16 protein-coding genes are annotated in these 22,778 nt (G+C 56.0%); 8 read left to right on the top strand and 8 right to left on the bottom strand.

Translation table 11 applies throughout. The features are described 5' to 3' along the window. Positions 1-939, top strand: coding sequence for a DUF4214 domain-containing protein (locus tag ASD54_RS04495; RefSeq protein WP_062553432.1), 939 nt, complete (start codon positions 1-3; stop codon positions 937-939). 85 nt (positions 940-1,024) lie between these two features. Here ASD54_RS04495 and ASD54_RS04490 read toward each other — a convergent pair whose 3' ends face one another. Genes ASD54_RS04490 through ASD54_RS04480 form a run of 3 tightly spaced genes read right to left on the bottom strand, consistent with a single transcriptional unit; the run spans position 1,025 to position 6,011 of the window. Next, a complete protein-coding gene (locus ASD54_RS04490; RefSeq protein WP_062553431.1) occupies positions 1,025-3,406 on the bottom strand; it encodes a glycosyltransferase in 2,382 nt (793 codons plus the stop codon). Continuing rightward, positions 3,403-4,500, bottom strand: a complete 1,098-nt coding sequence (locus ASD54_RS04485) for a glycosyltransferase family 4 protein (RefSeq protein ID WP_062553430.1) — start codon at positions 4,498-4,500, stop codon at positions 3,403-3,405. The genes ASD54_RS04490 and ASD54_RS04485 overlap by 4 nt, the downstream gene beginning before the upstream one ends. Beyond that, a complete protein-coding gene (locus ASD54_RS04480; protein ID WP_062553429.1) occupies positions 4,500-6,011 on the bottom strand; it encodes a methyltransferase domain-containing protein in 1,512 nt (503 codons plus the stop codon). The genes ASD54_RS04485 and ASD54_RS04480 overlap by 1 nt, the downstream gene beginning before the upstream one ends. Before the next feature lie 318 nt (positions 6,012-6,329). Between ASD54_RS04480 and ASD54_RS04475 the strand changes: the two genes are divergently transcribed. After that, positions 6,330-7,292 (top strand): DUF4214 domain-containing protein, encoded by a 963-nt coding sequence (locus tag ASD54_RS04475; RefSeq protein ID WP_162249548.1) that lies wholly within the window; start codon positions 6,330-6,332, stop codon positions 7,290-7,292. 49 nt (positions 7,293-7,341) lie between these two features. Here ASD54_RS04475 and ASD54_RS04470 read toward each other — a convergent pair whose 3' ends face one another. Continuing rightward, a complete protein-coding gene (locus ASD54_RS04470) occupies positions 7,342-9,327 on the bottom strand; it encodes a DUF4214 domain-containing protein (RefSeq protein ID WP_062553427.1) in 1,986 nt (661 codons plus the stop codon). A gap of 510 nt (positions 9,328-9,837) precedes the next feature. On the opposite strand from ASD54_RS04470, the gene ASD54_RS04465 reads away from it, so the two are divergent. Continuing rightward, positions 9,838-11,910, top strand: a complete 2,073-nt coding sequence (locus ASD54_RS04465) for a DUF4214 domain-containing protein (RefSeq protein WP_062553426.1) — start codon at positions 9,838-9,840, stop codon at positions 11,908-11,910. A 131-nt stretch (positions 11,911-12,041) separates the two neighbouring features. Here the strand turns inward: ASD54_RS04465 and ASD54_RS04460 are convergent, their stop codons facing one another. Next, the gene (locus ASD54_RS04460; RefSeq protein WP_062553425.1) at positions 12,042-13,709 is read right to left on the bottom strand and encodes a DUF4214 domain-containing protein; all 1,668 of its coding nucleotides are present in this window, start codon (positions 13,707-13,709) and stop codon (positions 12,042-12,044) included. Positions 13,710-14,045: 336 nt separating this feature from the next. Here ASD54_RS04460 and ASD54_RS04455 point away from each other — a divergent pair, with 336 nt between their 5' ends. Together ASD54_RS04455 and ASD54_RS04450 are read left to right on the top strand one after the other, a co-directional pair. Continuing rightward, positions 14,046-14,426, top strand: a complete 381-nt coding sequence (locus ASD54_RS04455) for a helix-turn-helix transcriptional regulator (RefSeq protein WP_082547080.1) — start codon at positions 14,046-14,048, stop codon at positions 14,424-14,426. Positions 14,427-14,550: 124 nt separating this feature from the next. Next, positions 14,551-15,687, top strand: coding sequence for a glycosyltransferase family 4 protein (locus ASD54_RS04450; protein WP_062553424.1), 1,137 nt, complete (start codon positions 14,551-14,553; stop codon positions 15,685-15,687). Here ASD54_RS04450 and ASD54_RS04445 read toward each other — a convergent pair. Together ASD54_RS04445 and ASD54_RS04440 are read right to left on the bottom strand one after the other, a co-directional pair. Then, the gene (locus ASD54_RS04445; RefSeq protein ID WP_062553423.1) at positions 15,680-17,137 is read right to left on the bottom strand and encodes a hypothetical protein; all 1,458 of its coding nucleotides are present in this window, start codon (positions 17,135-17,137) and stop codon (positions 15,680-15,682) included. The two genes, ASD54_RS04450 and ASD54_RS04445, sit on opposite strands and share 8 nt — an antisense overlap. Positions 17,138-17,316: 179 nt before the next feature. After that, positions 17,317-18,474 (bottom strand): DUF4214 domain-containing protein, encoded by a 1,158-nt coding sequence (locus tag ASD54_RS04440; protein ID WP_162249547.1) that lies wholly within the window; start codon positions 18,472-18,474, stop codon positions 17,317-17,319. A 71-nt stretch (positions 18,475-18,545) separates the two neighbouring features. Here ASD54_RS04440 and ASD54_RS04435 point away from each other — a divergent pair, with 71 nt between their 5' ends. Further along, a complete protein-coding gene (locus tag ASD54_RS04435) occupies positions 18,546-19,022 on the top strand; it encodes an NUDIX domain-containing protein (RefSeq protein ID WP_062553421.1) in 477 nt (158 codons plus the stop codon). Between the two features lie 22 nt (positions 19,023-19,044). On the opposite strand, the gene ASD54_RS04430 is transcribed toward ASD54_RS04435, so the two are convergent. Then, complete coding sequence (locus tag ASD54_RS04430) at positions 19,045-19,440, bottom strand: helix-turn-helix transcriptional regulator (protein WP_082547079.1); 396 nt, start codon at positions 19,438-19,440, stop codon at positions 19,045-19,047. Positions 19,441-19,765: 325 nt separating this feature from the next. Between ASD54_RS04430 and ASD54_RS04425 the strand changes: the two genes are divergently transcribed. Beyond that, complete coding sequence (locus ASD54_RS04425; RefSeq protein ID WP_062553420.1) at positions 19,766-21,403, top strand: DUF4214 domain-containing protein; 1,638 nt, start codon at positions 19,766-19,768, stop codon at positions 21,401-21,403. 215 nt (positions 21,404-21,618) lie between these two features. Next, the gene (locus ASD54_RS04420; protein WP_062553419.1) at positions 21,619-22,725 is read left to right on the top strand and encodes an acyltransferase; all 1,107 of its coding nucleotides are present in this window, start codon (positions 21,619-21,621) and stop codon (positions 22,723-22,725) included. The last annotated feature ends 53 nt before the right edge of the window (positions 22,726-22,778 follow it).

The following is a 22,778-nucleotide window of genomic DNA, read 5'->3' as shown; positions in this document are numbered from 1 at the left end:
GTGGCGACATCCCAGGCCTATACGACAACGAACCTGATCGACCCGACATTCTGGGCGGGGGATATCGTACGCGGCACGTCAACCGAACTCGTCATCAGCGATGGTACGAGAACGGCCTATTATGACGGCTATGGCTTCGGCTATTCCGGCCGAAATCTTGTCACCGGCACGATGACCGGTTTCAGCCAGTACACTGGAAACTCCATCGTTGGCGAAATCTACGGTTTCTCCATTTCCGCTGCGCAGGCGAATTTCTACCTCAGCCGTGGCGACCTGAAGGGCTTCATCGGCCTCATGCTGCAGCGTGATGACACGATCTACGGCTCGACCGGCAATGACAAGCTTGCCGGTTACGATGGTAACGACACCATCTACACAAGAGGTGGCAGCGATATCGTCGATGGTGGCCGCGGTATCGATACGGTTGTCCTTTCCGGTCGTAGTTCCGATTTCACGATCAGCTCGGACGGAAGCTACATCTTCCTCGACAAGAAGAACGGCACCTCCGACAATGATTTCCTGAATGTCGAACGCATTCGCTTCGACAACGGAACATTGGCTGTCGATATCAACGGCAATGCAGGACAGGCCTATCGCATCTATCAGGCGGCTTTTGATCGTACGCCGGATACAGGTGGTCTGAACTACTGGGTAAACCAGCTCGACAAGGGAGCAAGCCTGACGGAAGTGGGTTGGGGCTTCGTGCAGTCTGCCGAATTCCGCTCGGTCTATGGTTCCAACCCGTCGAACTTCGACTATGTGAACCGTCTTTACCTGAACGTTCTCGATCGTCAGGGTGAAACGGGCGGCGTCAACTATTGGGTTGGCGAACTCAATGCAGGCGTCAGCCGTGCCTATGTTCTGGCCTCCTTTGCAGAAAGTGCCGAAAACGTGGCTGCTGTTGCGCCGCAGATCAATTCTGGCATCTGGCTGGGCTGATCCGCTCCGCGTCCTGAATGCGAAATAACAAAAAGGCTCTCCCGGTCAGATCCGGGAGAGCTTTTTCATTGGGGCATGATCGATTTCAGATGTCGCCGCGAATTTCCTCGAGGAAGCGATGGGCAATGACAGCCCAGGAATATTCGTCTTCGACACGGGCCCGCGCCGCAAGGATCAGCCGTTCAAGATCTGCCTCGCTGGTTTCCCTGATAGCCGCAAGTGCTGTATGCAGATCGCTGGTGGAAGAGCGGAAGTAATGTTCCCTGTCGGTAATGTTCAATCCGCGCGCACCGAATTCCGTGGAAATTACCGGCACGCCGGCGGCCATGTAATCCAGCATCTTCAGGTTCGTGCCTGTGCCGGACCGCATCGGGTTCAGCGCGACATCCGCAATCGACAGCATGAGATCGCGCGTTTCCATGTCGACCGCGCCCATCATCTCCATATTGACGGGCAGCTTTCGATCCTTGAAAGGCATGCAGACGCTTCCGAGAATGATGAAACGCGTATCCGGACAACGGGGCGCTTCAACGATCAGGTCTTCCACGGCTTCTAGATTGGGGCCGTGCCAGCTTCCCATGAAGATGGCGAGCTGCTGCCCCCCAATGCCGCCAACCGCTTGCAGGCGGCGACGCTCCTCAAGCGAGGTGTAGGGCACGTTTTCCAGCGAAACGCCGTTGGGAACTTCTGACAGGCGTGCACGGGTCGGACCATAGATCTGTTCCAGTGCTTCCAGATCGCGATTGGCGCAGGCAAAGACGCGTTCTGCCGTGATCCAGCATTCGCGTTCTGCCAGTTCCACTTCGCGCAGCAGGGAGCCTGCTTCCGGCAGATCACCGAACACGGCGGCCTTCAGCGTGCGTTCGACGTCTTGCGCTTCGTACCAGAAGGGTTTGCCCGGCGCGGCCCGCTTCAGCCAGTCCACCATGAAGGGGTGGCAGGCAATAACGATGCGGCTGGTCATGGCGGAAAGCTTCAGCGCTTCCGTATAGTCCGGCGTCAGCCCCAGCAGCGCATTGGCGGTGATATCGCTGACGGGCTTGTGGTCAACCCGCTTCGATACTTCATATTCCGCTTCCGCATGGGCATCGGTGCGTGGAATGGTGATTTCCATCAGGCCCGGTGCGATCTCGGCCTCGTGGCGCACATCAGTGGTGGCGCCAAGCGTCACCAGATCGACGTCAAAGGTCTTCGCCAGATTGCGATAGAGATGGAAGACCCGGGACTGGCCGCCATTCATCGGCGGATAGACCTTGAAGGTCGTGGCCACGGTAATCTTTGGACGAATGACACGCGTGCGGGCTTGAGGGGCCGCAATTTCCAGCAGTCCCTTGGCTACGGTCGCCCAGTTGATGGTGGAAACTTTCGCTTCAGCCGCCTTGCCCATGGCAATGGCTTCGTCTTCGTTTGTCGCCAGGCGGTTCAGCCATTCGGCCAGTGCAGCCGGTTGCGGCTGGCAGATGAAGCCGGTTTTTCCGTGCTGAACAAATTCACAGGGGCCGCCGCTATCGACGACTGTCAGAACCGGTTTACCGCTTTTCATCGCCTCGATGGTGATGAGGCCATAATCCTCATCGACCGGAATGAAGGGCACGGCACGCGCATCGGCATAAAGTCCCGGCATATCGTCATCTGGAACATAGCCAAGGAAGCGAATGCGCGGATCATCGCCGGCGATCGCCTTCAGGCGTGCTTCATCCGGACCTGTGCCGGCGATCAACAGCGGAATGTCGCCTTTGACCGATTTCATCGCCTCGATCAGAAGATCAATGCGCTTGGGCCGGTCCAGACGGCTGCTGGTGAAGAAATAGCTGCTCTTGCCGCAGCTATAGTTATCCCGGTGCGGTGGCGGATAGAGCACGTCTACCGGCATGTCAGGTGGAAAATAGCTCTTGCGGCGCGCGACCGTCCCGGAAATCGCCGTATAGCGTTGCATGCGCATAGGCGAAAGCGCGGCATTGTCGAGAAAATGGATGACGGCGCGACTGAATGCACCCGGAAATGCCAGGACGTCCGGTGGCAGATCCGCATCCCGCAAGGCGCGAAGGCGATCGAACAGTTCCGGTATCTGGTCCGGATCCGGATTCGCTATGCCTTCTTCCAGCCAGTCCGCCAGATTGCCAAGCTTCGGATGCTTCAGCACAGCCGGGTGATGCTGGCTCATCGGATAGGTGTCGTACAGTCCGCGCAGCCGGTGCAGCATGTAGCAGATATGGTTCGGATGCTTCACCATCCAGCCGGGATATTTGCCGGAGATCACACAGTCGTAAGCTGAGAGATCGAGCTTGGAGAAGGTTTCATAGGAGGAAACCAGATCCCAGAAGCTGCTCTCAGGCGACATGACCGAAACAATATCGCAGCGGTGCTCCGTATGCTCTTCGAAATGCTGCTGCAGACCCCACCAGAGGTTTTCCGCGCCACCCAGCGCCAGCGGAACCGGATGCGGCGTAATGAGAGCGATCTTCATAGAAGGATATCCTTCTTATGCGGGGGCGGCAGAGGCGGCAGATCCTGCAGCAGCGTTTCCACCACATGCGACCAGGTAATGTTGAGAGCCTCATAGCGGGCGCGGCCGTTCTGGCCCAGACACTTGGCAAGGGCAGTATCCGCCATCAGCTTTTCGAGAGCTGCGGCAATGTCTGTCGGGTCCGGCTCTGTCACATAGCCGGTCTCGCCATCGACCACGAATTCCAGCGGTCCGCCGGAATCCCGGCAGGTAACCACTGGCTTACCAGAGAGCATGGCTTCCAGCGTCACATAGCCATAATCCTCATCCAGTGGGCCGAAGAAGACGGCGGAGGCATGGGCATAGAGGTTGAGCATATCCTCACGGCTGATGGCGCCGACGAAACGCACGCGATCGCTCAGACCCAGTTGCGCCGTCATGGATTCCAATTGGCTGCGCATGCCGCCGGAACCGGCAAAAACCGCATTGATCGGCGTCTTGCAGGCAGCGAGCGCCTTCAGCATCAGATCCTGCCGCTTCAAGCCTTCCAGGCGACTAGGCACGAAGATGTAGGGCAGCGCTTCCTCGCAGCGGAATTCTTCCCAGTTGGCAGGCGGGTGATAAAGCGCCTTGGACTCGATCTTGTTGAAATCGCGCAGACGCTGGCAGACGCGCTCGGCAATCGTGAAGACAGCGCGTGCCGATCCCGGCTCGATACCGCCCAGGCTTTCATTGTCGCCCGCAATGATGTCTTCGCGCAGCGCGTCGGTTTCCGGCTTGCCCGGCAGCCAACCATAGGACGTACCGTAGAGATCATAAGCCGCACGGTGTTGATGGAGCAGCCAGACCCGCTTGTCGGGATGGCGCAACATATAGGCCGGGAATTTCAGGCAGATCATGCGGTCGATGCGCCCGCCGTTGAAGGGCAGGTAGTTGGCGCCCAGCGCCTGATCCATGGTGTGGGCGGCGGCATCAACGGGTTCGAAGTAGAAAGGCATCGAGATCTTGTGAACGCTATGGCCCGCGGCGCGTACCGCTTCCACCAGACCGTCCACCAGAAACTCGGCCCCGCCGTAAATGCCGGGTGTATGAACTGTGGCAATTCCCACGCGCATCAGTTTTGACCGTTCTCGATCGTTTCAGCCGCGGGCTTTTCAGCATAGAGCGCATAGTCGGCCGGCTGGCGGAACCAGTCATTAACCTCTTGCGGTTCGAACCCGCTTTCCGGCTGCGAGAGATCGCAATCCTCATCCTTGCGAACGATACGGGCATTGGTGAAACCGCGTGCTTCGGCAATGAAGCGCAGGTAATCCGGCGGAAGCGGCTTGTTGTGCGTTGGGTCGTAGTTGAAGGTGCAGGCGCCAACGACGAGGTTTTCCGGGTTTGGCGTCTCAAACAGCACCAAACCGCCCGGCATCAGCACGCGATTTGCCGTGTCGAACAGGCTGACCAGTTCCTTGAAGCTGATATGCTCCACGATATGGAAGCCGGTGATGGCAGCCAGGCTGTTGTCGGGCAGGGACCGCAGATAGGCAATTGCATCGCCTTCCAGCACATCGAGATCGAGCGCCTTGGCTTCCTGAACCATGGCGCCGTTAAGGTCTATGCCGCGCGTTGCGATATTGTTGCGCTTCAGGAGAGACAGGAATTCGCCGCGGCCGCAGCCGATATCGAGCACCACGCCACCAGCTGCGATCGGCTTGTTGGTCCTGAAGATCGGCAGATAGCGTTCCGAACGACGCAGGATCTCACTGGTCGAGCCACGGAAGCGGTTCTCGAAGGCCACGTAGAGCGAATCCAGCGATGCGTCTTCCAGCTGGGTGACGACGTCCTGGTGCTCTGCCGGGAGTTTTGCACGTGCATCCGCGATCAGGGCGTTCACGGCTGCGCGCTGTGCCACGATTTCCTGACGGATGGAGCGGATTTCAGACAGCGAGGCAATGGCCTTGTCCTTGGAAGCTTCCGCATCGGCGCGCGCGTCTGCGGCGCGATATTCCGTCATCGTCATGCGCTTTTCGACGGCGGACTGTGCCGATTCCAGGAAGGACTGGTTGGCATCGTGGATCGTCTGGTTCTTGCGGATGGCCGACAGCGTGCTGTTGATCTCGTGGATCAGCGCCGTGTGCCGTTCGGACAGAAGAGAAAGACGGCGATTGGTGGTCGAGCGCACCAGAAACCGCATGAAGGGTTCAAATATCTTGCCGATGACCGGCAGCCCGGCCAGACGGTCCAGCACCGCTGCGGGCAGCAGCCAGCGGATCTTCACGCTGCGCACCTTGCCTTCTGCCGAGCGCGAAAGTGCGCTCAGCACCCGCACGACCGTGATGTGACCCTGGCGAAGGGCTGGCAAATAATAACTGCGGCCGACACCATCGATGTCACGGCCCAGAACGACGCGATAGGCATTGCGCAGGAAATCTTCGTCATCGAGAGCTGCGAATTCCTCGATCGTATAGAAGGGCCGACCGAGCGGTATCTTCTCGCCGTCATCCGGTTCCTGCACGAGGGGAATGGTGCCAAGCCCCTGACGACGGCCGGTTGGTGGTGCTTCTTCTACCGCGACAGCCGCGGTCTCGGCACGCACACGGGCCAGAATCTCGTCAATCGTCGGCGTATGGTCGGACATTGCCCGTCAGCTCCTGCAGTCAATCATGGTTCGCTAACGGGCTCTACCCTATCGCAGGCGGCTATGGAACGGTTTTCGCAGGCCGATGAGCGTCTTTACGCCCGCAGAATGCCCACGCTGTGGCGTTGAAACCATTTTCGCAAGGTGTGTGGCAGCAGTTATCCCAACTGAGGATGTGTCAGCGAAACGAGCTGATTGAAATTTCACCTTACTCTAGCGTGGTTAACCATTTGATAAATTTACCTTTGGTTAACAATGCCATTGCGTGGCATGAGAGATCCTGACAGTTCAGATACAACTGCGGACAAGGAATTTCGCTTGGCAACGGTACAAGGCGTTTATGTTGCGCTCTTCGGCAGACCGGCGGACCCTGCGGGGCTTGCCTATCTGTCCATGGTGACAAAGGGAGGCAGCGATTGGAGTGGTCTTTCGGCATTATCCGCACAGAGCGAATTTCAGGCTCGTTATTCCGGTCTTTCTGACAAGGGTGCCGTTGCCTTGCTGTATCAGACCGTTTTCGGGCGCGCACCTGAGACGGCAGGACTGAACTACTGGCTCTCGCAACTGCAATCTGGCCATTACGATCGAACCACGCTCGCTGTCGCCATGCTGGATGGTGCCCAGGGCAGTGACCTGTCCATGGCAAATTCCAAGCTTGCTGCTGCGGATCTATTCACCGGAAGCCTTGATCTGCCACTGGAGCAGCAATCCTATGCAGGCAGCTCGGCCGCGCTCGTCGGTCGTAATCTCCTCTCAGGCGTCACAGCAGCCAAGCAACCCAACGCCGTTACGATTGACGAGATCATTCTCAAGCTTTCGCAGAATGAAGGACAAAAGCCTTTCGACGGAGAAAAGGTCGTTCTCGTTTTCACCTCTTCTGATCTTGTAAAACTGTCTGCGGAACCGACGACGGGATCCATGATCCTCAAGGCTGCGACAATCAACAATATTGAGTTCAATACCTGGGGGATTTCCGGTCAGGATGCTGCGGCCTTTTCGATAGACCGGAACACGGGTGCCATCAGCTTGCAAAAGTCCGGCTATCTCAGTGACAAGGAAGTTGCGAGCTTTACAATCACTGCGACGGATGCTGCCGGAAACACAGGTTCACAGGTCGTGACAATTGCACTGGCCGGACAGTCATCAAAATCGCCGCTGATGGATTTCCTCTCGCATGAACCTTCAGCTTCGGATCTTACCTGGCCTTCGGCATTCTATTCAGAAATTGCGGTCGAAACCGTCGGCCTGACGACGATGCAGCCGGATCTGCTTTTGCCTTAAGTGAGAGCGGACTGAACAGGACGGGATGCTACATGCGTCTCGCGTTCAATCAGGCCCACATTCCCTGCCAATGGTCTTGCGTGACGGCCACCAAGTCGACGCTCGGTGTCGTTGCATCTGCCTGACCGTTGCTGTGCGATGCTACGGCCGTCTTGTTTTCGGCGCTGAGGGAGAAGCCGACCAGAACATCTGCACGGCTGTTCGTACCGCTGGCGAGCGTATTGACCCAGTATCCGATGCCGCCTGCTTCACCAGCACGATCCAGAACGTTCTTGTAGAGAACTTCGACAAAAGCTGTATCGCTCATGCTCTTGGGATTGCCGAACAGCTTGGCAAACTCATCGGCACTGATGATCCCGTTTGCAAGATCACGCAGCGAACCACCGCTGCTCAGCATATTGGACCAGTAGGCGAGGCCCGACGTATCGATGGCGCGGTCGAGGCCTGCATTGTAGACGAGCGTGATGTCCTGGCGCAAAGCGGCTGCCTTGGCTGAGTCCACGCCTGCATCCGAACCGGCAACGGCAAAGATACCATCCTTCGTTGCCAGGAAATCGATATCGCTAGTGGTGATCTTGAACTCACCATAGGTGACGACGAAGTTCGTCACAGAACCGGCAATCTTCAGGGCTGCCAGCGTCGTGTCCAGCACAAGTGTGTTGATGCCGCCATTGCCCTGCACGGTGTCATTGCCTGTCTGAACGACGAATATATCGTTGCCGGAGCCGCCGACGAGCGTGTCATTGCCGTCATTGCCGTTGATGGAGGGAGCAAAGGAGATATAGGCTCCGCGATCGAGACCGAGATAGGAAAGCTCCTTGCCGATGGTGCCGCCTGCCAGAATGTTGTGGCCGCTAATCCCTTCGATCCAGTCATCGCCTGCGCCACCAATCAGAACGTTATCGGCCACATTGCCCTTGATCAGATCGTTGCCCGAACCGCCAATTGCGTTTTCGATCAGGGAGCGCTGATCACCTTCGAAGAGCAGCGACATGGCGACGTTGCCAGGAGCAGTCTGCCCTGCACCCAGGTTGGCGACCTGGGAGTTGCCGAAATTGATCCAGCCGCCGGGAGCGAGATCAATCGTCAGCTTGCTTGCATAGTTAGAAAGATCAATCGTATCGCGGCCGCCGCCATCCCAGATGGTTTCGAATACCTTGTTGCCGCCTGGTGCGCCCTGTCCAACCCCGTTGATGAACTTCTCGCCCGTTGTGGCACTCCAGGAATAGACGGTGTTGCCAGCCCGTGTTTCGTAATTGGCACCGTAAAGATGCTGGATCGTTGCAATGTCGCGGATCATGGGAGACTGGGCATAATCCCAGGTGCCATTGGTATAGCCTCCACGACCATCACCGGCATAGGAAGAGTAGCTCATGACCGTGTAGGCCATGGCATCGATCGCGCTGTAAGTGCCATTGGTGCCGAAATCGAGAGTGCTTCCAGCACCGGCTTGTGGTGCCGCACCCGCCGAAGCTTCGAAGCCGACGCCTTCACCATGGATCATGCCGCCGCAGCATGGGCAGACTGCATTGCCGGTACCATCATCGGCCACGTAACCACTGCCGCCTGCACCGAATACCGGCTGGTGCGGGTGGTTCAGGCCAAGCGCATGGCCCAGTTCATGGATGAAGGTGAGCTTGGCATAATTACCGTCTGCCGGGTTGTTATAGTAGTTCTTCGAAGTACCTATCCAGACATCGCCAGCTTCTGCCGTGCTGCTGGGTGTGTAGGCCCAGGCGGTTGCAGGAAGCGAGGAAGCGGCGATCTTGATATCGGCGGTCGAACCGGATGTTTCCGTGATCTTCAGATTGATCAGTTCGGCCCAGCTAGAAAGAGCGTCGCGCGCTGCCGAAGCCTGCGTGCTCGTCAGGGCCTGAAAGCCCTTGGTCGGTTCACCTGATCCATAAGAGGCGCTGTACTGGCTGGCCGAGGTGGTGAAGCCAAAGGTGATGCTGCCACCCGCCCAGCGGGCCGAGGTCATGAGACTGTCGATGACTGCAGAACCTGTAGCACTATTTGCAACAACACTTGCCATGACCCAATACCGCCCGTTTTTTGCTGTTGAACGGAAGGTACTGAATAAAATTTGATATATATTTCAGTGATTTAGTACAATTTTATCAAATCATGAATTAAATTGTTAACCATCGCGCTCCGGCGTTCAAACATGTGTCGCTGTGGGGGAGCTATTGGAGCGCAAGAAGTATGTTTCGGCGCATTGTGAGGGTAATGCGCTTCTCTTTTTGCGGTCGAACGTCTGAAAATTAAATCATTACTAAAAAGATCTCTTAATTTAAGGAAAATATTGCCTGCTCGCGCGTTAATATGTTGTTTTCCATAAAGCAAACATGGGGATTTTATCTCTAGGGCGCATTGGTAGCAGGGCGCAAAATATAACTGATTCGCGGAAATTAACCTCTTACTAACATTAATGATTGATTAATTATATTTTCTACCCTTAACTGCAATCCGCAACCGGTTTCGCTTTTAGCGCAAGCGTGACGTTAGGGCGGTTGTATTTGGAAAATGGTTAGGGAGAACGACAATGGCATCCATACAGGGAATCTATCTAGCCCTGTTCGGCCGTCCTGCTGATCCGGCAGGTCTCGCATATTGGACCGAGCAGAGCAAAAACGGTGCTGATCTTTCCAAGATCATCGATACCATGACGAAATTGCCGGAGGCGATAGCGCGCTTCAACGGCCTGACTGATGCCGCATTGGTTACGGTTGTCTATCAGGCGCTTTTTGATCGCTTGCCTGATGCTGCCGGATTGGCTTTCTTCACGGAGCAACTGAAGAGTGGCAAGCAGAGCATCGGCAGCATCGCCATCAATATTCTTGACGGTGCCAGTGGCAACGACCTGACCTTGATCCAGAACCGGGAGAAGGCTGCCAATGTCTTCACCGCTAGCATTGATACACCGGCGGAAATCGCTGCCTATAATGGCACGAATGCCGCCAACTTTGCGCGAGATTTCATCAAGACCGTTTCGACAGATCCGAACTCGGTTCCCTCTGCAACCCAGGTTCAGAGTTCTATCAATACTGGGCTGCCCAACGCAACGGGTGGTCAGACACCAGCAGAGGGACAAACGCCAACGACTGGCGGCGGCGGTGGAGGTGGCGGAACGACGCCTGCTCCAGCAGTCGCATCGTTGGATTCAACAAAAACTCTGGTGCTTGCGGCTAACGCGGATGCGACTGTCACTCTCTCTGGAAGCACGCTTATCATTTCCGCCAATGGTTTCAGCAGCTCGGTTATCAACGCTGCAGATGTGGAAAAGATCACGCTCTCCAGCGGAGCCAAGCTGCACACATTGGGTACTGGTCCACTGAATGGCGCCTCCAATCTTAAGGAAATTTCCGGTACTGGAACTCTCGATGTGCAGGGCGTTCTTTTCAAGAATGCGGATGGTTCTTTAGCCGATGCAAAAGCTCGCTTCGAGCCTTCTCCTTCGCTGGATGATCTCTATGGTAAGGTTGCTGCTGGTACAGGCTTCACCGTCAATGGTAACGAGGCAGATACAATCAAAGGTATCTGGGATGTGCTCGATGACCGCTATGGTGTCGCCGGTTACAGCAATGATAAGATCAATACGGACTTTATCAATCTCGGCCTCCGTTATGTAGATTTCCTTGCCAAGGGTGGAACGCCGTTCACAGATCTGGTTGCCAAGGCAAATACGGCCGTCGGAGCAGAGCGCAGCCAGAGCATGCACGATAACCTGCTTGGAAACCTTAATAAGGTAAGTGTGGAAAGCCGTTTCACCGGCACTGATAAGGATGCTTTTCTCGCGCGCATCCCGGACGAATACGAGAACCGACTTGTTTATGATGGCAACAAAACCAACGTCGGCAAATCGGATCATGATGCTGTTCGCGCCTTCGATTATGCCAAAGGCTGGGCACGGCCTGATTATCTGGATAAGGCGATGAGCGGCAAGATCGATGCATCGGCTGTCAAAGGAACCAATGAGCTATTTGTAGGCTCTGGCAATACGGCGGATGGTTTCAACATCGTTCGTCATGAAGGCGCTGGTATCGAATTGGCGTTGAAAGCCAAGGTTCGGCAGGGTGCTGATTATACTCCGAGCGATACCAACAATGACGGCATTATTGAATACAAGGTTGGAGCCGGTGCACAAGATGGCAACGCCAATCGAGCAAAGTGGAGCTTCGACTTTGCCGTTGCAACCGGCTTGAATAAGCAAAATGCAGACAAAACGGTGAATGACTATAAGTTCAAGGCATTTGTGGATATCGATCCGACCGAAAAGACCAGCTATCTGGTCTTCGAAATGCAGAAGGGAACAGCCCCAAACCTTGCTACAACTCCTTGGGTTTTGGTCAAGTCAGACGGAACGTTGGATGCAACAGCCGGATTTTCTGATGATGACGGTGCGGCAAATGCCAAGATCTCACAAAACAGTGTAAACTTCGGTTTTGGTTTTATCCGCGACAAAATTGACGGCGATCCTAATACAGCTGGAATACAGACCTATAACTTCACCAAGGGAACGTTCGACATCGAGTTTAAGGCGTACGACGCAGCTGGTGTCAAAGAACTTGCCTCGAACCATATTCAGGTTTGGGTAGATGGGGGTTGGTCCGCGTGACGCAAAAATAAGGCAGTAAAGTCTGAATTCTCTATCTGCGCCCGGCATTCATATGCCGGGCGATTTAGGTTCTCTCCAACAAAAAACCCCCGGATTGCTCCGGGGGCCTTCGTTTCCCAACCGAGCGGGAATTAGGCGAGGATGAAGTCACCCTTGTCGAGGTTGGCTGCGGCTACACCCGTCAGGGTTACAGCAACATCGGTAGCGGCGTTGAATGCGCCATCCTTGTTGACGTCGACGTAGAGAACCTTCGTCGTGTCGTTGAAGACGATACGATTTGTGCCCGAGAAGAAGGCAGCCGTGTCGCCAGCCGGGCTCAGGTTCGTTGCACCGATCGTGGTGTCAGAACCGAGAGACAGAGCAGCAAGGTTGATCTTGTCAACAGCCGTCGTGCTGGTACCAGCGTTGAAGCCAGTGATCGAGTCCTGATTGTTCAGGGTCGATGCATTGGCAGCTGTGTAGACCAGAGTATCAGCGCCACCGCCGAGCGTGATAGCATCGCCCTTCGTGCCGCCGGAAATGGTTTCACCGTTTGCAGAAGCCGTGTAGGTCAGCTTTGCCGTGAAAGCAGAAGCGTCAACCGTCTTGAGCGCCGTTACAGACGTACCAGCAGCTGTGTTGTCGAGCGTGAGGTCACGATCGCCAGTGATAACCAGTTTTGAGGTCGCTGCTGCGTTCAGAACTGCAGTATTCGTTTCACCAGTTGCACCCGTGCTATTCAGCGTCAGGTTCTCGATGCCAGCAACCGAAAGCTTCAGAGTGTCGGCAGCACCAAGTGTGACCTTAGCAAGCGAAACCGTAGCAGAGTCGTTGGAGCCTGCAACGTCCTTGAAGTTCACAATTGCTTCGCCCTGGATTGCAGTACCTGCACCGTTGTCCGAAGTGATGTTCTTGAGTTCCACGGTGGTGGACTTATTAACGCCAGCGAAAGTAAGGGTGTTGGCAGCAGCGTCGATCTTAACATCGATTCCGGAGAGCTTGAGAATGCCGTTGCTGTCCGTCGCGTCGAAACCAGCAGCAGCCGTCAGGGTACCGTAAGTGAGGTTAACGTTCTCAACGCTTGTGAATACCGGCTTAACGGTGGCGTCCAGAGCGGCCAAGGCGTTCAGCGTGTCTGTACCAGCGCCGCCGTCGATAACGTCAGCTGCGTTGATGTGACCGGCAGTCAGACCACGGATTGTGTCGTTACCAGCAGTTGTCTTGCTGGAATCAGCAGTCGCCGTTGTCGTGAACGTGTCAGCGCCAGCAGTCAGCGTCAGGATAACACCGGTTGTGCCAGTGCCGCCGCCAGTTGAAGTCGTAACCATAGCGGCAACAGCTGTATCAACAGCAGCAGCTGTCGGAACAGTGGTCGTAACGCCAGTCAGGAATGTACGGCCAGCAGCGGCAGCAGACAGACCGGAGTAAGCAACAACTTCAGCACCCGTGTCGAGAGCCTTCGTGTAGAGATCAGCAGCAGCAACCTTGTTCGTCACGATCGTCTTGTCGGTGCCCTGGGCGCCATCAAGGATCGCAATTGCGATGTTGTTGATGTTGAGCGTGCCCTTCGCGAGCGCGTCAGCGAAGAAGGTCAGGCCGGTCAGGTCAGCATCGCGGCCGAACAGGGACTGGTAGATGGTGTTGATGATCTGAACGTTATTCAGGCCAGAGAAACGAGCCGTGTACTCAGACTGGGTAGCAAGGTTACCGATCGCATTGAGGTTCGCACCGTTGTTCGTAACGGAGTTGAAGTATGCGAGACCTGTCGGGTCAGCCGGACGGCCGAACAGCGCGACATATACGCCCTGAATAGTTGCCATTTTAGAATTCCTCTCGAGATTTGGAACGACCGATTTGGTGGTCGGTAGTGATTGCTATACGCAGTGCAGCGACAGGTCAATAACCTGCTATAGTGAATGCTGTATTTTTTTACGTGATTTCGCAACTTCAGGAACTGCTTAGTGATTTTAAGTCTCGTAAAACACGATTTTTAGGTCTTTTGGCTCTATTTCATAGGGGTCGCTTAAGCCTTCTGGCAAAAATATGGCTTTGTCATATGATTTGCGCTTTACAAAAGTTAAGCATTCGCACTATAGAGTGAGAACAGATACACGCCTTGTGTATGCTTCTTTCTTATTCCAAAGGGTACAGCGCCGATGAGTTCGCCACTTCAGCAGGTTTTGAGCCGGGACGACACCGTTGCCCTGCGGCGCGAAGGTGGCGCCTGGCTTAAGGAAAAACGCGAGGCGGCAGGCTTGAGCCAGCGTGAACTCGCCGCGCGCGTCGGTATTGAATACTATACCTTTATCTCGCAGATCGAAGCTGGTCGTGGCCGGGTTCCGGCAGAGCGCTATGAGGCTTATTCTGCAGCTTTACGCGTTTCTCCGCGCGACTTTACGATGACCATGCTGCGTTATAACGACCCGATCATCTTCCGGCTGCTGGAAGAGCCAAAGCAAGAGGTTGAAGCCAAGGCGGCTTCCATCTCCGATCTCGAGGAGCGGCTGCGTCGTCTTGAGGCACGCCTCGGCGAATAAGTCCGGTTAGTCCTCTTGCATTCAGCGGCGGCCATTCGGTCGCCGTTTTGCGTTTTGGCCAAGACGCCTTGCTCCCGCCGCGGCAAACCGGCAAAAGAGAATTCACGTTGGATACGGAATTCTCATGCGCGTTCTTCATTTCTTCAAAACCTACTGGCCCGACACGTTTGGAGGCGTAGAGCGAACCATTCACGCCCTGGCAAAGGGGTGCCGCGCGCATGGCATTGAGGCGGATGTTCTGTCATTAAGCCCATCCCCGAAGCCCGAGCCCTTCGAGTTTGATGATCATCGCGTCACACAGATGAAGTGCGATCTCGATGTCGCATCGACCGGCTTTTCCCGCGAGGCTTTCGGCGCGTTTCGGCGACTGGCGAAAGAGGCCGATGTCATCAACTATCATTTCCCCTGGCCCTTCATGGATATGGTGGAAATGGTCGTGCCGCATGGCAAGCCGGTGGTGGTGACCTATCATTCCGATATCGTGAAGCAGAAGCTGCTCTTGAAGCTGTATAGTCCCTTGATGCACCGGTTTCTGGCGCGAGCAGACCGAATCATTGCCACGTCACCGAATTATCTGGCCTCCAGCCCGGTGCTTCAGCGCCATCGCGACAAGGTGCAGGTTGTGCCGCTTGGTCTGGCCGAAGCAGATTATCCCGCCGCTGATTCGGCGCGAACAGAGCGTTGGCGTCAGCGTTTTCCGGGCGATTTCTTTCTCTTCGTCGGCGTGCTGCGCTATTACAAGGGAATTCATGTTCTCTATGAAGCCGCAAAGCGCACGCAATTGCCGATCGTGGTGATTGGCGGGGGTGGTGCGGAAGAGGAGTTTCGCAGCCGCGCCGCAGCCGATGGCTTGAGCAACCTTCATTTTCTCGGTCCGCTGGAGGATACTGACAAGACGGCGCTGCTTTCGCTCTGCCGCGCGCTCGTCTTTCCTTCCCACTTGCGATCCGAAGCCTTCGGTCTATCACTTGTCGAAGCTGCCATGGCAGGTAAGCCGATGATTTCCTGCGAAATCGGGACCGGCACCAGCTATGTGAACCTCAACGGTGAGACGGGAATAACGATTGCGCCTGGCGATCCGCAGGCCTTGGCTTGCGCCATGCAGGTGCTTTGGCAGGATGAGGCTTTATGCGCCCGTTACGGCGCAGCAGCGCGACTGCGGTATGAGGCAATGTTTACCGCAGACCGCATGACCGCCGCCTATGCGCAGATCTATCGTGATGTGGCGAAGTCTGGAAAAGCAGGCCGCTCGATCAGTTGAAGAAGGTCAGGGCGTCGTCGATGATCGACGCCTTGCCGACTACCGACACAGAGCTCTGATCGCTGATGACATTCGTCCAGATGCCGATTTCGCTGGTCTTGATATTCTCGATCCCAACCTGTTCGATGAGCAGTTTACCACTGGTCTGATATTCGAACGTGAACTCGCCACCCATCTGCTTCGTCAGATAGTCCTGAAGGGCATGGGACTTCACGATATCGAAGCTCGTTTTCAGCGCAAAGCCAGCTTTGCTTGTCAGCTGGTCCAATGTGCTGATGGAGACCGGAATGATCGGCTCCGGCGCAGGCTTTGCGGCCTCCGGTGCAGCTTCCTTGGCCGGCGTCGTCGAGCTCGTCGGTTTGTAGTTGAACAGGATGCCGCCGGTCTTGATGGGCTCTTCGGTGAGTGCCTTCAATCCATTACTGCTTGTAACGGGCGCGCTTTCCGCTTCGGGCTCCGCCGTCCTTGCCATCGGCTCGGATGATTTGATCACCACGTCCTGATTGCTGACTTCCGTATGCAGGTTCGAATGCTGCTCGACCACCGGATTATTGAGGACAGGCGCGGCCTCCTTCAGGATGACCTGTTGCGGCTGCGTCAGGGCATGGGCCGTTTCGCCGTTGTTTTTCGCCGCCTGAAGTACTTCGGTAACCGGCTGTGTGCGGGCAGAGGACTGCACATGCACTGCAGTTTCGGTCTGCGGAACGAGCATCTTGTGCTGCTCGGAGCCTTCAAGCAGCTGAAGAGCAGGGGCATCCTCGGCATGCGGCAGGACAACGGTCTTTTCCGTTTCCGTCGCCAGTACCTTGGTATTGGCATCAAGTGTCATGGCCAATTCGCCAGCCAGGATGACACCGGCCAGAAGTGCGGCATTGGCAGGCGCATCCACGCTATCGAAAGCACGCGCAAACGCGTTTTGCGCACGCGCAAAGGCAGCGCTGGATTTGTCGATCAGCCGGGCCGGGCCCGTGGCATCACCGGTAACTGAAACCTTGTCGGCCAGACCCTTGGCCTGGGCTTCGCTGTTTTCCAGCTTGAACAGCAGGAAGATAGCGGAGATCGACATGATGATGCGTGCCGCCGGGTGGATGACGACGTTCTTCGCACGCTCGGAGCGAATGGAGAGCGAGGTCCGGACGGCAGCCTCGAATTCCATGATCAACGCGGCGATGTTGGCCGCAGAGATGCGCAGGTTCAGCGGATCGCAGATCAGATGGCAGCGATCATCGATACGCGCCACATGCAGGAAAACATCCTGTGAGCTTTGGTCGAAGAAAACGAGCCATGGTTCGCCGATATCGCTCAGGCCACGATCAATGCCGATCGCCGCGCCATTTTCGGCCAGAAGTCGGTGTGCGCGGTAAAAATCTGCAATTTCCTGCTGTGACCAGTCCGCAATCTGGGGTGCGGGCTTGCGGGCGTTCTTGGTCGGGAAAGGCAGAATCCGCATGCAATCCGTTCTCTGTTTTACTCATTGCTATCCGTGCCGCTTTCGAAGCAGCAATGCAAGGTCTAAATCACTATGCCAAATTGCGTCATCTGGCAATCCGAAGCCTCAAGGCGATGGAGGGTAAGTTGTCGTTTCTGCACGTGTTATTTGCATATGTGGCGTAAGTTACACATACCAGACTATACGTACCAGATCCCGTCCTTGATGGCGGTCGCCACATTCGTCTGGTTCTCGGTGCTTTCGGAAAAGTCTGCCATCAGCTTTTCGCGTTGATAGCCACCCGCCAACTTGCCCTCCCAGAAGCTGAAGCCCGCAGCATCCGGCGATCGTCCCAGCACGTTCTTGTAGACCAGGTTGACGAATGCCGTGTTGTTCACCGTTTGCGGCGTGCCATAGGTGGCCTTGAACTCGGCGGAATCGATGAAATTGGCTGACATCCAGACGATATCGCCCTTGCCCGCATCCAGTTGCTTGATCCAGTAACCCAGGCCAGATTGATCCGGCGTACGGTCAAGCGCGGCCTTGTAGAGGCGATAGACCTGACCGGCATTGCCGGTCGTGTCGAAGGCCAGCGTTCCATCATTGAACTGAAGACGCTCGATATTCGTCAGCTGGTCCGTGCCTTGCCCTGTGGCGGTGATTGTTGCGCCGGCTTTCGCAAGGTTGATCTGGGCGCGGCTTGCCGCAAAGATGGCGGTATCTGTTCCTGCAAGGCCATCAATCACGTCATTGCCGGTGGTCAGCGTGAATGTGTCATTGCCATTGGTGGCAACGAAACCGCGGAGGGGTGCGGCGCCATACAGGACCTGCGCGCCCGCTATATCCCCGGTGTTCAAGGTCACCTGATCATTGGCGAGCGCATACATGATCTGGCTTTTGTCATCGGTATGGCCAAGGCCGATCGCATGGCCGATCTCGTGAAGGGCCGTGGTGTAGAAATTGGAAAGCGGACCGGCGGTCGTCGTATTCTTGTTGGTGGACCAGCTTTCAGCCGTATCAAAGCGGATCTCGGCGCCGGAAATCGAGAAGTTGACATTGTTGGTCGATATTGCTTGCCAGCTTGCCTCGCCAAGCGTCTTGCCCGGACCATCGATCTGATCCCAGCCGATCCGCAGTTTCGCGGATGTTCCATCGGGGATCTCGACGAAGCTGATATTGGCGACGGTAGACCAGGCAGCAAAGGCATCGCGGATCAATTGCTGATAGGCGGTGTCTGTTATCGGCTTGAAGTTGAACCCGCCCCAGCTTTGCACCGCAAAACTCCACGTAATCTGGCCGCCACTTGTGCCATAGGTCGCATCGCCCCATTTGGGGCCAGCCAGATTATAGGACGCCATCTTCGTTCCCTCTTCGCAAGATCCGCCAGGATAAACGTGCATCGCAGCAGAATCCAAGATATCAGAGCGCCATGAAATTGCATCTCGCTTCCGCCGTCAGCCGTCTCTTCTCGAAGATCTTGCGGCTACACTATTCATTTTTCAGCGGAAAAATCCTGTCGGTCCGGGCCATCTGCACCGATGCGGAGAACCGGATCTATCTTGTCCGGCATAGCTACACACCGGGCTGGCATCTGCCGGGCGGCGGGGTGGATAATGGTGTCAGCGTGGAGGAGGCGCTCGCCGCCGAACTGCGAGAGGAGGGCAATCTCCAGATCCTCGGGAAGCCTATGCTGAAATATGTCTACCTGAATGTCGAAGGCTCACGGCGGGAGCATATCGTGCTGTTCACCGCGCAGGTGTCGCAACCGGATGGCTTCAGCCGCAACTTCGAAATCATCGAGGGGCGCTTCTTTTCGATGGCAGAGCTGCCGCCGGATCTGGATCCCGCTTGCCAGCGTCGCATCCAGGAATGGGTGATCGGGGAATTCGGCGCAGCGGCATGGTGATGTGCCGCCGCTATACCTGTTGTTACTTGATGAGCATGGACTCAAGCATGGAAAGGCGCTTTTCCAGATCCACGATCACGGAGCCGCTTTTCTCAGGCGCAGGCGCCGCTTCCGGCTTGGCGCTCATCTGCAGCAGGCGGTAGATCGCCGGCTCGTTATAGCTCAGCATGATCAGCGTGAATTCGCGCGGATTGATGCCCAGCGCATTGGCATAGGCCTCGTAGCGCTCTGCCGGAACCCGGCCGCGGCCTGCCTCGATCTGCGAGATAAATGTATAGTATTCGATGCCGACCTTGACGGCGAGTTCACGCTGGCTGAGGCCCACGGCTTCGCGTCTTTCCTTCAGCCAGGAACCCGCTTCGCGCCGTAGTGCGGCTGCTTCATCCTTGGTCGACACATTTTCCAACTGTGAGTGCATGACTATCCCGGCCCCTCGGGCGCCGCTGCCCAGCGCGCCCTGTTACAGTGCTTCTTATATAGTGAATCATTGACTTGTGTAAACCGCAAAAGAGCCGACATTGCGTCACAAAGAGGAAAAAAATGCGAAAACGCTCTAATATGCGCATTTGATTTTCAGAATTTGCCGATTTTGGCGCGAAAAAAGATGTTATGATTCAGTATCATACACCAAAGACGAGAAATTTTAGCGAAATTCGTATAGTGAGTTATTGACCTGTTGAGTGGATCGCTATACCTCTTGGCTCGACCGAAACATTGGTCATCCAATCGAGAGGAATTTCACTATGGCAACTATTCAGGGCGTATATGTCGCGCTGTTCGGCCGTCCGGCTGACCCGACAGGTCTCGCATACTTCAACACCGTTACGAACAACGGCGCGAACCTCACCGCTATCGGCAACCTTGCCTCTACGTCTGAGTACCAGGCCCGCTTCACTGGCCTGAACAACGTTCAGATCATCAACTCGATCTATCAGTCCCTGTTCGGCCGCGATGCGGACCTGACTGGCCTGAACTTCTTCTCCAACGCGCTGGCAAACGGCTCGCTCAACATCAACAACATCGCAATCGCGATCCTTGATGGTGCACAGGGCAACGACCGCACGGTCTCCAACAACAAGATCGCTGCTGCCGACCTCTACACCAAGGCACTCGACACGGGTTCTGAAGTTGTAGCCTACTCCGGTCTGGCTGCTGCTGCTCAGGGCCGCGCTTTCGTAACGGGCGTTTCGACGACTGTTCCGACGGCTGCTGCTGTTGATACGGCTGTTGCAGCTATGGTCACAGCTTCCACAAACGGCGGTACTGGCACTGTTGGCGTAACGCTGACGCTTGCTGCTGGCGCTGACACGATCGGTCCGAACACGACGACCGATGCCACCAAGACAACTGCTGGCAATGACACTCTCCGCGCCGTTGCTGCTGGCGATCTCGGAACATCTGACTCCATCGACGGTGGAGCCGGTACCGATACGCTGAACGCGACTATGGCAGTTACCGCAGGTGCAAGCGTAGCTGCTGTCATCAAGAACGTTGAAAACATCAACCTGACCTACGGTACGCTCGCAGGCGGTGTAACGTTCAATGCAAACGATGTTTCCGGCGCTCAGAAAATTCAGATCATTGATGCCGTTACTACCGGTCAAACGCTCACGATTTCGAACGTGGAAAAGGCTGCGACGGTTGAATTCAAGAACATCACGGGCGATGCTGCTGGTGACGTTGCCTTGTCCTTCCGTGATGCTGCCGGTTCTGCTGACTCGGCTGCTATCTCGCTCGCTAAGGTTACAACTGGTCTTGGTATCACTGTAGACGCTATTGAAACGCTGACGGTAAACAGCACCGGTGCTGCGGCTGCTGACACCAACGTTGCAACGATCTCTGCTGCGCAGGCTACCAAGTTGGTAATCACTGGTGCAAACGATCTGACGCTCAACCAGAGCTCGGCTGCTGCACTCAAGACTGTTGATGCTTCTGCCCTTACCGGCAAGCTGAACTACACGGCTACCAACAACGGCGAAACCATCTCTGGCGGCACAAAGGCTGACACGATCACGCTCGGCACGGGCGCTGACACGATCGTTTACACCGCTGCTAACAAGTCTACACTTGTTAATCTGGACACGATCAACGGCTTCAATGCTACGGCCTCTGACAAGTTCGACATCAAGGCTCTTGCATTCGCTTCTGATACGACTGTTGCAACCTACACAGCAGGCGGAACAACGGCGCTGGCCAGCGATTTCTCGGGCTTTTTCACTGGCACGGGCAAGATCGTAAAGCAGGACCTCGGTGGTGGTGATGCGATGATCTACATCGATGCCAACAACGATGGTAACTTCAATGCTGGTTCCGACGTTTCCATCAAGGTAACGGGTACAACGTTCGCCGATATCGACAAGGCGGACTTCATTCTCGCCTAATCCCTCTCGGATTGGACAGAGGAACCCCCGGAGCAATCCGGGGGTTTTTCGCATTCAGGGGATAGCTTCCCTCCTCATCTTGTTGTCGTTGGGCAACAAGATTGTAATCGTCGACGACTGCTGGCTCCGAGCCCTCTCGCGACAGCAATCCTGTGCTAAAGATCTGTCATCATCCTCTCAGCAGGGGAGCTGAAGGCAGGTTGGGGACAGGACGGTTGGGCAAGTCAGGTCGTTTTGAAAATATTGACGGCTTGCGCGCCATCGCGGCGTGCCTTGTCATCTGGCTGCATGTGGCGGAAATATTTTCGCAGCTGGGCAATCAGGCTTCGTCATGGCTGCATACTGTACCAGTGACGCTTGATTTCGGCCGGACCGGAGTTCTGGTCTTCTTTCTGATCAGCGGCTTTCTCATTCCCTCAAGCCTCAAGGGCGAGCGGGTGGAGGGATTGCGCAAGTTTGCCATTCGCCGTTTCTTCCGGCTCTATCCACTCTACTGGGTTTCCATACCGCTCAGTCTCGTCACCATGTGGTGGCTATATGACAGGCAGGCGGATTGGCAGACGCTCGTCTTCAACCTGACGATGATCCAGCACAAGCTGGGCTATCAGGATATTTCCGGGCTCTACTGGACGCTGAAGATCGAGCTCTATTTCTACCTCATCTGCGCGCTCATGTTTGCGCTGAAGCTGCTCGATCGGGAACGGGTCATTCTTGGCGCCGTGCTGTTGATCATTCCGGTCCACCTGCTGCTGAAGATCGGCGGCGGCAAGAGCATCAACCTCATGACCATCCCCGCCCATGACGTGGCCTTCATCAGCATGATGTTTCTGGGGGCCGTGATCCGCCGCCTTGTGGATGGACGGTTATCGTCGCCGGGCCGTATCATCCTCGGTGCACTCTGCCTGCTCGTCTGCCTAGGCATACCGGCGGCCCTGCTTTATCACTCGATGGTTTTCGAGGCCACGAGTGCGCGTGTCCTGAAGCTGCTGCTGCCCTATCCGGTGGCGCTGGGCATTTTCCTGCTGTTCGTGCTGCGCGGCCTATCCTGGAGGCCGCTCTCCTGGCTGGGTGAGATCAGCTATTCGCTCTATCTCATGCATCCGGTCGTGTTCTACACGCTGTACTGGGCGATCCTGCAGACCGATGAGGCAAGCTGGCTGCGGCAGTTGAGCCTGCCCGTCTATATGGTCTTCGTCTTTACGGCGATCATCGCGTTTTGCGCGCTCACCTATCGTTTTATCGAAGCGCCGATGATTGCGCTGGGCAAGCGCCTGTCGCGCAAGCCTTTGCTTAGCTCGCAGCCGCACGCTCTGACTGCCTGAGTGGTTGCAAGCGTCCCCGCAGGAGCATGAGCCCCTGCGGGGACGCCTCTCGC

This window comes from Rhizobium sp. Root149, assembly GCF_001427345.1.
GTDB lineage: Bacteria > Pseudomonadota > Alphaproteobacteria > Rhizobiales > Rhizobiaceae > Neorhizobium > Neorhizobium rhizoryzae.
This window is presented reverse-complemented; position numbering and strand designations above follow the sequence as displayed.

Coding starts and splice junctions, on each gene's coding strand:
- ASD54_RS04435 (WP_062553421.1), top strand. CDS start 18,546: ATGAAATTGCATCTCGCTTCCGCCGTCAGCCGTCTCTTCTCGAAGATC.
- ASD54_RS04425 (WP_062553420.1), top strand. CDS start 19,766: ATGGCAACTATTCAGGGCGTATATGTCGCGCTGTTCGGCCGTCCGGCT.
- ASD54_RS04460 (WP_062553425.1), bottom strand. CDS start 13,709: ATGGCAACTATTCAGGGCGTATATGTCGCGCTGTTCGGCCGTCCGGCT.
- ASD54_RS04455 (WP_082547080.1), top strand. CDS start 14,046: ATGAGTTCGCCACTTCAGCAGGTTTTGAGCCGGGACGACACCGTTGCC.
- ASD54_RS04480 (WP_062553429.1), bottom strand. CDS start 6,011: ATGTCCGACCATACGCCGACGATTGACGAGATTCTGGCCCGTGTGCGT.
- ASD54_RS04465 (WP_062553426.1), top strand. CDS start 9,838: ATGGCATCCATACAGGGAATCTATCTAGCCCTGTTCGGCCGTCCTGCT.
- ASD54_RS04440 (WP_162249547.1), bottom strand. CDS start 18,474: ATGGCGTCCTATAATCTGGCTGGCCCCAAATGGGGCGATGCGACCTAT.
- ASD54_RS04490 (WP_062553431.1), bottom strand. CDS start 3,406: ATGAAGATCGCTCTCATTACGCCGCATCCGGTTCCGCTGGCGCTGGGT.
- ASD54_RS04450 (WP_062553424.1), top strand. CDS start 14,551: ATGCGCGTTCTTCATTTCTTCAAAACCTACTGGCCCGACACGTTTGGA.
- ASD54_RS04445 (WP_062553423.1), bottom strand. CDS start 17,137: ATGCGGATTCTGCCTTTCCCGACCAAGAACGCCCGCAAGCCCGCACCC.
- ASD54_RS04485 (WP_062553430.1), bottom strand. CDS start 4,500: ATGCGCGTGGGAATTGCCACAGTTCATACACCCGGCATTTACGGCGGG.
- ASD54_RS04470 (WP_062553427.1), bottom strand. CDS start 9,327: ATGGCAAGTGTTGTTGCAAATAGTGCTACAGGTTCTGCAGTCATCGAC.
- ASD54_RS04430 (WP_082547079.1), bottom strand. CDS start 19,440: ATGCACTCACAGTTGGAAAATGTGTCGACCAAGGATGAAGCAGCCGCA.